General features: G+C 65.4%; 9 protein-coding genes. 6 read left to right on the forward strand and 3 right to left on the reverse strand.

The window, feature by feature from the left end; translation table 11 throughout:
- Positions 1 to 12 precede the first annotated feature (12 nt).
- Genes K3175_RS04810 through K3175_RS04820 form a run of 3 tightly spaced genes read right to left on the reverse strand, consistent with a single transcriptional unit; the run spans position 13 to position 3,328 of the window.
- Positions 13 to 846 (reverse strand): pirin family protein, encoded by an 834-nt coding sequence (locus K3175_RS04810; protein WP_221542193.1) that lies wholly within the window; start codon positions 844 to 846, stop codon positions 13 to 15.
- Entirely contained in the window at positions 843 to 1,835 is a 993-nt protein-coding gene (locus K3175_RS04815; RefSeq protein ID WP_221542194.1) for a glutathione S-transferase family protein, read from the reverse strand. Before K3175_RS04815 ends, K3175_RS04810 begins: the two co-directional genes overlap by 4 nt.
- A gap of 11 nt (positions 1,836 to 1,846) precedes the next feature.
- Entirely contained in the window at positions 1,847 to 3,328 is a 1,482-nt protein-coding gene (locus K3175_RS04820) for an aldehyde dehydrogenase family protein (protein ID WP_221542195.1), read from the reverse strand.
- Between the two features lie 138 nt (positions 3,329 to 3,466).
- Between K3175_RS04820 and K3175_RS04825 the strand changes: the two genes are divergently transcribed.
- From K3175_RS04825 to K3175_RS04850, 6 genes are all read left to right on the forward strand, one after another.
- On the forward strand, positions 3,467 to 4,633 hold the full coding sequence (locus K3175_RS04825; RefSeq protein ID WP_221542196.1) for a Gfo/Idh/MocA family protein: 1,167 nt from the start codon (positions 3,467 to 3,469) through the stop codon (positions 4,631 to 4,633).
- Between the two features lie 166 nt (positions 4,634 to 4,799).
- Positions 4,800 to 6,263 (forward strand): efflux transporter outer membrane subunit, encoded by a 1,464-nt coding sequence (locus K3175_RS04830; RefSeq protein WP_247710650.1) that lies wholly within the window; start codon positions 4,800 to 4,802, stop codon positions 6,261 to 6,263.
- Positions 6,260 to 7,561 (forward strand): efflux RND transporter periplasmic adaptor subunit, encoded by a 1,302-nt coding sequence (locus K3175_RS04835; RefSeq protein WP_221542197.1) that lies wholly within the window; start codon positions 6,260 to 6,262, stop codon positions 7,559 to 7,561. Before K3175_RS04830 ends, K3175_RS04835 begins: the two co-directional genes overlap by 4 nt.
- 7 nt (positions 7,562 to 7,568) lie before the next feature.
- Positions 7,569 to 8,279: an ABC transporter ATP-binding protein gene (locus K3175_RS04840; protein ID WP_221542198.1), complete on the forward strand. Its 711-nt coding sequence runs from the start codon at positions 7,569 to 7,571 to the stop codon at positions 8,277 to 8,279.
- A gap of 8 nt (positions 8,280 to 8,287) precedes the next feature.
- Positions 8,288 to 9,484: an ABC transporter permease gene (locus K3175_RS04845; RefSeq protein WP_221542362.1), complete on the forward strand. Its 1,197-nt coding sequence runs from the start codon at positions 8,288 to 8,290 to the stop codon at positions 9,482 to 9,484.
- A gap of 203 nt (positions 9,485 to 9,687) precedes the next feature.
- Positions 9,688 to 11,364, forward strand: coding sequence for a BCCT family transporter (locus K3175_RS04850; protein ID WP_221542199.1), 1,677 nt, complete (start codon positions 9,688 to 9,690; stop codon positions 11,362 to 11,364).
- The last annotated feature ends 42 nt before the right edge of the window (positions 11,365 to 11,406 follow it).

Here is an 11,406-nt window from a genome sequence, read left to right on the forward strand (position 1 = left end):
ACGGACGACCGATCAGGCGAATTCGCCCCGGCGATAGGCTTCGAAAGCGTCGCGGATTTCCTGCTCGGTGTTCATCACGAAGGGACCATGCGCCACCATGGGTTCGCCGATGGGGTCGGCATGGCCGAAGAGCAGCACCGCGCCATCGGGGGCGAAGACCTCGATGCTGTCGCCATCTTCCAGCTGGGCGAGATGATGTTCGGGCACTTCGCGGTCCCCGATCCGGAGCGAGCCGCGCACGGTGTAGAACAGCACGCTGCGACCGGCGGGGGCCGGCAGAGTGGCGCTGGTGCCCGGCTGGAAATAGACCGTGGCGAGCGCCACCCCGGTGAGCGAGGTGACCGGCGCATCGGCAAAGCCCGATACGGGCCGCAGCGTGACCCCTTCGGCCAGTTCGACCTCGGGGATCTTGGCCGCCGGAACCTCGATATAATCGGGGTCGGTGAATTTGAGCCGCGCGGGCAGGTTGACCCATAGCTGGAGGATTTCCAGCGGCCCGCCATCGCGCTTGAAACTGTCGGGCGAAAGCTCGGAATGGACGATGCCCGATCCCGCCGTCATCCACTGCACCCCGCCATCGGCGACCACGCTCTGCGCGCCGCTGCTGTCCTGATGGGCCAGACTGCCCTCGATCATGAAAGTCACCGTTTCGAACCCGCGATGCGGATGCGGGCCGAAGGGCAGGCCGTTATTGTTCGGCGGATAATACTGCGGCCCGTGGTGATTGAGGAACAGGAAAGGATCGACCTGCGCCAGCCCGCCCGTGGGCAGCGGCCTGCGGGTGGTGAGATCGGCAATGTCGTCGCGGTTGGCGCGGTGGACCGTCTTGAGCGCGCGTGAAGTCATGCCGCCACTCCCTTTGCTGTCCTGGCCGTTTCATTGCCCGGCACTTCGGGGCGCGGCCCCGGCGGCACGATACCGTTCGGATTGATATGCTCGTGGCTCTCGTAATAGTGATGCCGGATGTGCTTGAAATTCACGGTCTCGGCCACGCCGTCCAGCTCGTAAAGCCGCCGCGTGAGCGCTGCCAGATTGGGATAGTCCGCGATCTGGCGGCGGTTGCATTTGAAATGCGTGTGATAGACGTGATCGAAGCGGATGAGCGTGGTCCACAGGCGGATATCGGCTTCGGTCAGCTGCCCGCCAACCAGCCAGTCCTGCCCTTCGAGGCGGTCTTCCAGCTCGTCCAGCTTGTCGAACAAGGGGCCGATCGCCTCGTCATAGGCGGATTGCGATGTGGCGAAGCCAGCCTTGTACACGCCGTTATTGACCGCGTGATAGACCTCTTCATTCAGCGCATCGATCTCGTCGCGATGCGCTGCGGGATAGAGGTCCAGTTCCTTCGCGCCGACCTGGTCGAACGCAGTGCCGAGCATGCGCAAGATGTCCGCGCTTTCATTGTTCACGATGGTGCCCTGCTTCGTGTCCCACAGCACCGGCACGGTAACATGGCCGCTGAAATCGGGTTTCGCGGCGGTATAGACCTCGTGCAGATTATCGGCATCCAGCAGCGGATCGGGGGTGACGCATTCGCCGTCGCGGAAAGACCAGCCGCCTTCCTTCATCAGCCAGTGAACCACGACCAGTTCGATCATGCCCTCCAGCCCCTTGAGCCGCCGCGCCACGGTGGCGCGGTGCGCCCACGGGCAGGCAAGGCTGACGTATAGACGATAGCGCCCCGGTTCGGCGGCGAACCCGCCCTCGCCCGTTGGCCCGGCGGACCCGTCGGGCGTTATCCAGCTGCGGAACGGACTGGGCGTGCGTTCGAACTTGCCGCTGTCCTCGTCATTATAATCCCACTCGTCATACCACTTGCCGTCTTTGAGAAATCCCATGTCCTGACCCCTTATACATCGTCCGCGCTGAACGGATATTGGCGGCGCTCGTGCTGGATGGAAATCCAGTGCGTGCTGGTGAAAGCGTCGATCGCCCATTCGCCGTTGAACCGGCCGATGCCAGAATTCTTGGCGCCGCCAAAGGGGGCGAAGGGGCTGTCGTTCACCGTCTGATCGTTGATATGCGTCATGCCTGCCTGCACCTGCTTGGCGAAGGCCAGCGCGCGGCCTTCGTCGCGGCTGAACACCGCGCTCGACAGGCCCATCTCGGTGGCGTTGGCCAGTTCCAGCGCATGGTCTTCATCCCGCGCGCGCTGGATTGGCGCGACGGGGCCGAAGATTTCATTGGTGACCAGGCAGCTGTCCTCGCCCACATCGGTGAAGACATGCGGCGGGATCACCAGCCCGTCGGGCTCGCCGCCCAGCGCGCAGGTGGCGCCTTCTTCCTTCGCCTTGGCGATCATTTCGCTGATGCCGTCGAACTGGTCGCGGTTGACGATGGGGCCGATGAAGCATTCGGGATTTTCGCGCTCGCCGACGGGCAATTGCTTCACCCGCTCGACGAATTTCTCCACGAAGTCATCGTAGATCGCGTCTTCTACAATGATGCGGTTGGCGATCATGCAGATCTGGCCCTGGTGCATGAACTTGCCCCAGACGCTGGCTTCCACCGCGCGGTCGAGATCGGCATCGTCCAGCACCACGATCGGACTGTTGCCGCCCAGTTCCAGTTCGACCGGCTTGATCCGGTCGCCATCCAGCGCGGCCTTGCCCACGCCCCGGCCCACGGGGGTAGAGCCGGTGAAGCTGACGACTGAGGGGATCGGGTGGCGGATCAGCGCATCGCCGATGGTGGAGCCGGAACCCGGCAACACCGAGACCAGCCCTTCGGGCAGGCCCGCTTCCTCGCAGATCGCGGCGAAGATGGTGCCGCCGGTCACGATGGTATCGCTGGCGGGCTTGATAACTACCGCATTGCCCAGCGCCAGCGCGGGGAACAGCGTGCGCGCGGTCAATTGCAGCGGGAAATTCCACGGGCTGATCAGCGCGATCACCCCGGCGGGCTGGCGATAGGCGCGCGATTCCTTGCCGGGAATATCTTCCGGCACGATCGCGCCCTTGACCATATAGGGCAATGTCGCGGCTTCGGAGCGGGCGACCTGCGTCACCAGCATCAGTTCGAGCGCGGCCTTCAGCTTGGTGCCGCCGGCCTCGCGCACGATCCAGCCGGCGATTTCGTCTTTCCGGGCTTCCAGAATATCGGCGATGGCGTGCATCTTCGCGGCGCGTGCGGCGGGCGGCATGGCGCCCCATTCGCGCTGCGCCTTTTGCGCCGCCTTGCAGGCCTCATCGACATCGCCTTCGGTGGTGGAGGCCACCTCGAAGATGGTGGATTCGTCCCACGGGCAGATGTTGGCGATCGCATCGCCGGTGGCCTTGCGCCAGCTTCCGCCGACGAAGGATTGATCGAGCTTTTGGTATGTATCGGACATAGTGCCGAAGCGATTGCTTGCAGATTAGGTTCCGTTTGTCCCCGCTGATAGCGCTATCATTTCGCGCAGATTTCGATATTCTCACCGCAGGAAAAGGGCGGCCCGCAGATGGCCGCCGGGGATCGAGGGAGACGAAAGATGGCAATCAACCGCCGGGACTTACTGATCGCAAGCGGGGGCGCGCTGACCGCCGCCATGGCCGGGCGCGCGCTGGCGCAGGAGGCGCAGGGCCAGCCGCTGATGGGCAATCCCACCCTCCCCCTGCCGCCGCAGCAGCGCATGGGCTGGGCCGTGGTGGGGCTGGGCAGTTTTGCCGTGGGGCAATTGATGCCCGCCTTCGGCGATGCCAACCGGTCGCGCCTGACCGCGCTGGTATCGGGCAATCCGGAAAAGCTGGCGCGGCTGGCCGATACCTACGGCGTCGAGCATACCTACAGCTATGACGATTACGACAGCATCGTCGACAATCCCGATATCGACTGCGTGCAGATCGCGTTGCCCGTGGGGCTGCATGCGGAATACACCATTCGCGCGCTGGAGGCGGGCAAGCACGTGCTATGCGAAAAGCCGATGGCATCGACCAGCGCCGAATGCGAAGCGATGATCGCCGCCGCGCGCAAGGCTGGCAAGGTGCTGGGCGTGGGTTACCGCGTCCATTTCGAACCCACCAATCAGGCCGCGCTGGCGATGATCCGGGGCGAGGACATCGGCCCCTTGCGCCATATCCGGGCCGAACACGGTTTTCAGGCGGACCCCGAAAACTGGCCCCCGCATCGCTGGCGGCTGGAAAAGCAGCTGGCGGGCGGCGGTTCGATGTATGACATCGGGATCTACGGCATCAACACATCGCTGATGATGCTGGAAGGCGATGCGCCGATGAGCATATCGGCCGTCTATGCCTATCCGCGCGATGACGCGCGCTTCCGCGAGGTGGAAGGCGGGGTGGACTGGCGCATCACCATGCGCAGCGGCGCGGTGGTGTCGGGCTCCAGCTCCTATTGCTATGCGCCCTACCATTCCAAGCAAACCTATATCGGCGCCAAATCCTCGCTGCGGATGGACCCGGCGACGACCTATTACGAAAATGCGCTGTGGCACGAACACGGCGGGCGCGAGACGCAAATACCGGCCGGCGCGCCCTATACGCAGTTCGCGGGCCAGGTGGATGCCTTCAGCGAAGCCGCGCGCGCGGGCAGGCCGCATGCCACGCCGGGCGAGATGGGTTACCGCGACATTCGGCTGATCGAGATGGCCTATCGCAGCGCGGATCAGGGCGGCGCGCCGGTTTCGCTGGAGGGGATCTGAAATCCTGTCGCCCCGGAATGAACCGGCATGAAAATGGCCGGGGCGTACTTTGCTTTTCTAAGTAAAAGCCTGCTAATATTGGAATAAGTACTTACCACCTGCATTTGCCCTTGCAATTATTGTGCGGGACGGCAAGGTCCTTGGCGACGGATCAGGTGGGGGAAACTTGTTCAATTCGACGGGACGATTGCGCGCGGTCACTCGCGCTGCGCTGCCGATGGCGGCGGCGGTGGGCCTTGGCGCCTGCGCCACGCCGCTGGTCACTGCGCCGCAGCCGGAGGTGGCGGTTCCGCCCGCATGGGCGACGGTGGAAACCGGCACCGCCCCCGCGCCCGAGCTGGCGCAATACTGGACATTGCTGGACGATCCGCTGCTGACCGATCTGGTCGAACAGGCGATTGCCGAAAACCGCGATCTGGCGATCGGCATCGCCCGGCTGGACCAGGCGCGCGCGGGCCTGCGCGGCGCACGGGCGGGCTATCTGCCGACCGTGAACGGATCGGCCGGGGCGCGGCGCGATGTCGGTGATCTGGCCGATGACGATGTGCGTTTCAGCCTCGGCGCGGATGCGGCGTGGGAAGTGGACCTGTTCGGGCGCATCTCGAACAATGTCGCGGCCAGCCGGGCGGATCTGGCCGCGGCGGGCTATTCGCTGGCCGATATCCAGCGGCTGATCGTGGGGCAGGTCGCCAGCCAGGCGATCACCGCGCGCGCCCTGTCGCAGCAGCTGGCCATCGCGCGCTCCTCGCTCGCCTTCCAGGACGACAATCTGCAGCTGGCGCGCTGGCGCAACCAGGCGGGGCTCGTCTCCAGCCTCGATGTCGAACAGGCGCGCACCCAGCGCGCGCAGACCGCGGCGACCATTCCGCTGCTCGAAAGCAATCTGGCGGCCACCGCCAATGCGATCTCGACCCTGATCGGCGAACCGCCGGGCCGCGTGCTGGCCGCCTTCGAGGCGAGCGAGCCGGTGCCCGTGCCTCGCCCGCCGATCCTCACCGCTTTCGCCGCGCCGGCCGAAGTGCTTGCCCGCCGTCCCGATGTGCGCGCGGCAGAGGCCGATGTCGTGGCCAGCGCGGCGCGCATCGGCGTGGCCCGGGCGGACCTGCTCCCGGCGCTGCGCCTCACGGGCAGCATCGGTGCGGGCGCCTCGCCGCTCGCCGACATCTTCGACCTCGTCACCGGCAATCTGTTTGCCGGGCTGACGCAGCTGATCTTCGACGGCGGCCGCACCGCCGCGCGGGTGGACAGCGCCGCCGCCGCCGCCCGCGCCAGCCTTGCCAGCTATGAACAGGCGATCCTGCGCGCGCTGGAGGAAGTCGAAAGCTCCGCCACCGATCAGCGCTCGGCCGACGAACGCGTGGCGATCACCGAAGAAGCGGTGGATGCGGCGCAGAATTCCGCCTTCCTCGCGCGCAACCAGTATGAAGCGGGCCTCACCGACTTCCAGACGCTGCTGGTGATCGAAAGCCAGCTGCTGTCCGCGCGCAACCAGCTGGTCGGCGCCGAGGCCGACCGCGCGACCGCCTTCGTCCGCCTGACGCAGGCGCTGGGCGGCGGCTGGAGCGACCTCGATTACACCCTCCCCATTCCCGGCCCCGCCGCCGGGCAGGACGACAGGACAGCGCAATGAGCGAGACCGAAACCCCCGGCACCGGCGAGGATATCGAGAGCTATCTCGAAACCGGCAAGCCGAAGAAATGGTACAAGCGCAAGCGGGTCTGGGCCGGCGCGATCGTCGCGCTGCTGCTGCTCTTCGCCATCTCGCGCTGCGCGGGCGATGATCCCAAGCCCAATTACATTACCACCGACGTGGTCAACCGCTCGCTCGATCTCGCGGTCACCGCGACGGGCAATCTGCGCCCGACCAACCAGGTGGAAGTCGGCTCCGAAGTGTCGGGCCGGATCGACCGCGTGCTGGTGGACGTGAACGACCAGGTGGCCCGCGGCCAGGTGCTGGCCGTCATCAACACCGATGTGATCGAGGACCAGATCGTCCAGAGCCGCGCCAATCTCAACGCCGCCCGCGCGCAGGTGGCGCAGGCGCAGGCGACGCTGGATGCCGACCGCGCCCAGCTCGAGCGCCTGCGCGAGGTGGAGCGTCTGTCGGGCGGGCGCGTGCCCTCCGATGCCGAGATGGAGCAGGCCGTGGCTGCCGTGCGCCGCGGACAGGCCGCCGTCGCCTCCTCGCGCGCCAATGTCGCGTCCGTGCAGGCGCAGCTGTCCACCGCGCAGACCCAGTCCAACCGCGCCGTGATCCGCGCGCCCGTGTCGGGCGTGGTGCTCGCCCGGCAGGTCGAGCCGGGGCAGACGGTCGCCGCCAGCTTCAACACGCCGACGCTGTTCGTGCTGGCGGAAAACCTCGCCACCATGCAGCTGCGCGTCAATCTCGACGAGGCCGACGTGGGCCAGGTCGACGTGGGCCAGACCGCGCGCTTCACCGTCGATGCCTATCCCGGCCGCCGCTTCCCCGCGCGGGTCGAGCGGGTGGATCTGGCATCCAACAACATCGCTCAGCCCGCCCAGCAGGCCGCCCAGCAGCCGCAGCAGGTGGTGAGCTACGAGGCGCGGCTGATCGTCGACAATCCCGAAGGGCTGCTGCGCCCGGGCATGACCGCCACGGCTACCATCGCCACCGCCAGCACCGGCAAGCGGCTGCTGGTGCCCAACGGCGCGCTGCGCTTCGATCCGGAAGAAGAGGAAGAAGGCGGCGGCATCTTCGGCAATCCCGAACTCGGCCTCGACCAGACGAGCGAAGCCAGCATCGGCGTGGGCAGCCGCCAGACGGTCTACACCGTCACCGACACCGGCGACCTGGAAAAGATCGACGTCGTGACCGGGCAGAGCGATGGCCGCTACACCGTGGTATCTTCCGACAGGCTCAAAGCGGGCATGAAGGTCGTGACCGGCATCGGCGCGGGCGCCGACTGAGGCCGGTGTGAGCGAGGCACCGCTTATCCAGCTGGAAGGCATTACCAAGACCTTCGGCACCGGCCCGGCGGCGTTCCAGGCGCTGAAAGGCGTCGATCTGTCGATCGAGCGCGGCGATTTCGTGGCGATCATGGGCCCGTCGGGTTCGGGCAAATCGACCACCATGAATATCCTCGGCTGTCTCGACACGCCGACCAGCGGCATCTTCCGTTTCCGCAATGTCGAGGTCCAGTCGCTGAGCCGCGACCAGCGCAGCCTGCTGCGGCGCCGCTATCTCGGCTTCGTGTTCCAGGGCTTCAACCTGCTGGCGCGGACCACGGCGCTGGAGAATGTCGAGCTGCCTCTGCTCTATCGCGGGGAAAGCAAGAAGGCGCGGCGCGAGGCTGCCGAACGGTCGCTGGACAAGGTCGGCCTGCTGCCCTGGGCCGGGCACACACCGGCCGAACTGTCGGGCGGCCAGCAGCAGCGCGTGGCCATCGCCCGCGCGCTGGTATCCGATCCCGACGTGCTGCTGGCCGACGAGCCGACCGGCAATCTCGACACCGAACGCTCCATTGAAATCATGGAATTGTTGCGCGACCTGAGCCGGAGCGGCATCACCGTCTTGATGGTCACGCATGAAGAAGAGATGGCCGAATTCGCCCGAACCATCGTCCATTTCCGGGACGGTCTGGTGCAGCGGGTGGTGGAAGGCAAACGGCGCGAGGTGGCGGAATGAGACTGCGCATGCTCGGCGCCACCTTCCTGCTCGCGCTGCGTGAAATCCGGCGGCACCTGCTGCGCAGCTTCCTGACGACGCTGGGCATCATCATCGGTGTCGCCGCCGTCATCACCATGGTCACGCTGGGCCGCGGGCTGACTGCCAATGTGCAGGAAGATATCGCGGGGCTCGGCTCCAACGTCTTCATCGTCTTTCCCGAAAGCGTCGAGGAACGCCAGCCCGCCCCGTTCGACGATATGGACGTGGCGGCAGTGGAGCGGCAAATCCCCGGCGTGGTCAATGCCGCCGGGTCCTCGCAGACGCCCGCCGTCGCGTTCCACAACGGGCAGGACTGGTCCACCACCGTGCAGGGCGCGGACGCGGCCTTCTTCGCCGCCCAGTCGATCGAGGTAGTGGAAGGGCGCGGGTTTTCGCAGCGCGAAAGCGAGCGCGGCGAAAGCGTCTGCATTCTCGGCCCGAAGATCGTCGACGAGATATTCGTCGAGGACGCGGTGCTGGGCGAGACCATGCGCGTGGGCAATGTGTCGTGCCTGGTGGTCGGGGTGATCGACGAACGCTCGAATGCGGTGGGCGGCGGCCAGGATGCCGACGATGTCGTCCTGATGCCGCTGAAAACCGTGCAGCGCCGCTTCACCGGCGGAACCAATATCCAGTTCTTCGTGGTGAAATATGACGATTCCTACACCAGCGCCTCGATCCAGCAGCAGCTGATCGACCTACTGCGCGAACGGCGCGTGATCCAGGAAGGCGAAGCGAACGATTTCAACATCGTCGACACGGCCGACATCAATGACACGGTGAACAATGTCACCGGCACCATGACCGCCGTGGTCACGGTGATCGCCGCGATCAGCCTGCTGGTCGGCGGCATCGGCATCATGAACATCATGCTGGTCAGCGTGACCGAGCGCACGCGCGAAATCGGCATCCGCCTCGCCATTGGCGCGCTGGCCAAGGAAGTGCGGCTGCAATTCCTGACCGAGGCGGTGGTACTGTGCTGTTTCGGCGGCCTGATCGGCATATTGCTGGCATTCGGCCTGTCCATCACGCTCGCCAGCGCGATCGACCTGCCCTTCCTGTTCGATCCCACGGTGAACATCATCAGCTTCCTGTTCAGCGCGGCCATGGGGATGATCTTCGGCTATTATCCGGCGCATCAGGCAAGCAAGCTCGACCCGATCGACGCGCTGCGCCACGAATAGCCGGGGCCGCTGCCAGCATCCCTGCCCGCCCCTCCCCGCGTGGGCAGGCCCGCATTTGGGCAGCCGGAATCCTTCACGGATCAGGGTTTTCGGGAGCCTTCCTTGCCCTGCGCGATTTGATCTTGTGGCCAAGACCCGTATGATGGCCGGGTTCCCACCCGCTGGTCGTCGAACCTGCGGATCTCCACAATAGAGAGAAAACAATGTCTTCCGAGAGCAAGAAGGGCATCGCACCGCCCCTGATCGATCTGCCCATCCATACGGCCAGCCGGGGTTTCTACGATGGCTTCAGCCGGCAGGTGACCATTCCGGCCAAGATTATCGTCACGCTGATCATCCTGTGGGCGATCTTCTTCCCGGTTCAGGCGAACGAAACGCTCACCGCCGCCAATTCCACGATCATCGCATCCTTTACCGGATGGTATGTCTATCTGGTTGCGGCGCTGATGGCGTCCTGTGCGGTGCTGGCGATCATCCCGCAGGTGGGCCGCATGCGCATCGGCGCGGCCGATGAAGGCCCGGAATTTGGCCGCCTGTCGTGGTTCTCCATGCTGTTCGGTGCGGGCATCGGGATCGGCATGCTCACCTATTCGACCGGCGAACCGCTGGCGCATTTCTCGAACAATCCCGAAATCATCACCGGCGAGGTCGGCGCGCGTTCGGCAGAAGCGGTGCATTCGGCCTATCTCTATACTTTCCTGCACTGGGGCTTTGCCGCCTGGGGCACTTACGCGCTGGTGGGGCTGGCGATCGGCTATGTCGCCTATCGCCGCGGCCTGCCGCTCACGGTACGCTCGGCGCTCGCTCCGCTGTTCGGACGGACCATGTCCGGACCGCTCGGCCATGTCTTCGATGTCGTGGCCGTGGTGGCGACCATTCTGGGCGTCGCCGTCACCATGGGCCTGGGGGTCGAACAGTTCGTGGTCGGGCTGTCGCGTATCGGGCTCGGTGACTGGCTGCTCGATGCGGACGGATCATCCTCGCTCGCGGCCATCGTGGTGGCGCTTACCGTGCTGGTCGGCGCCTCCACGCTCAGCGCGCTGTCGGGTGTCGGCAAGGGCATCAAATGGCTGTCGAACATCAATCTGGGCCTCTCCTTCCTGCTGCTGCTGCTGTTCGCCGTCGTCGGGTCGGGTCTCTATGCGCTCGAACTTCTGGGCAGCGGGCTGGTCGATTACCTCGCGCACATTGTCCCGCTGTCGCTGACGATCTTCAATGATAGCGGTCCTGTCGGAGAGGAACTGGTTACCTGGCAGCGCGACTGGTCGGTGTTCTACTGGGCGTGGTGGATCGCCTTTGCGCCTTTCGTGGGCATGTTCATCGCGCGCATTTCGCGCGGGCGCACGATCCGCGAATATGTGCTCGGCGTGGTGCTGGTGCCTTCGCTGGTGTGTTTCGTGTGGATGACGCTGCTGGGCGGCACGGCGATCGCTCTGGAACTCGATGGCAGCGCGGCTGGCACGATCGTCAACGCGCCCATGGCGGACCAGCTTTATGCGACGCTCGCAGTGCTGCTCGATCCCGGCGTCGCCATGGTGGTATCGGGCCTCATCGTGCTGCTGCTTATGACCTATCTCGTCACTTCGGCGGACAGCGCGATCCTGATCATCAACACCATCAATGGGGCCGGGGAAACCGAAGGCGAAAGGCGCCGTCACATCCTGTTCTGGGGTGCGGCGCTGGCGTTGATCGTGGGCAGCATGCTGGTGCTAGGCGGGATCGAGGCGATCCGCATCACAATGATCATCGGCGCACTGCCTTTCTCCTTCGTGGTGGCGCTGATGTGCATCTCGATCATCAAGGCAATCTGGTTCGACCTGATCCGAAAAAGCCAGGGCGTGCCAACTACTGCCGCTGCAATCGAGAGCAGCGCGGACTAGAGCCGTTATTTTCCGGACGGGCGCGAAATCTGCTATGTTGCA

Origin of the sequence: Qipengyuania aestuarii (assembly GCF_019711535.1) — a bacterium.
GTDB classification, from domain to species: Bacteria; Pseudomonadota; Alphaproteobacteria; order Sphingomonadales; family Sphingomonadaceae; genus Qipengyuania; species Qipengyuania aestuarii.

What these genes read in the sequence shown, in the direction of transcription:
- K3175_RS04810 (WP_221542193.1), bottom strand. Translation starts at nt 846, where the DNA reads ATGACTTCACGCGCGCTCAAGACGGTCCACCGCGCCAACCGCGACGAC.
- K3175_RS04815 (WP_221542194.1), bottom strand. Translation starts at nt 1,835, where the DNA reads ATGGGATTTCTCAAAGACGGCAAGTGGTATGACGAGTGGGATTATAAT.
- K3175_RS04820 (WP_221542195.1), bottom strand. Translation starts at nt 3,328, where the DNA reads ATGTCCGATACATACCAAAAGCTCGATCAATCCTTCGTCGGCGGAAGC.
- K3175_RS04825 (WP_221542196.1), top strand. Translation starts at nt 3,467, where the DNA reads ATGGCAATCAACCGCCGGGACTTACTGATCGCAAGCGGGGGCGCGCTG.
- K3175_RS04835 (WP_221542197.1), top strand. Translation starts at nt 6,260, where the DNA reads ATGAGCGAGACCGAAACCCCCGGCACCGGCGAGGATATCGAGAGCTAT.
- K3175_RS04845 (WP_221542362.1), top strand. Translation starts at nt 8,288, where the DNA reads ATGCTCGGCGCCACCTTCCTGCTCGCGCTGCGTGAAATCCGGCGGCAC.
- K3175_RS04850 (WP_221542199.1), top strand. Translation starts at nt 9,688, where the DNA reads ATGTCTTCCGAGAGCAAGAAGGGCATCGCACCGCCCCTGATCGATCTG.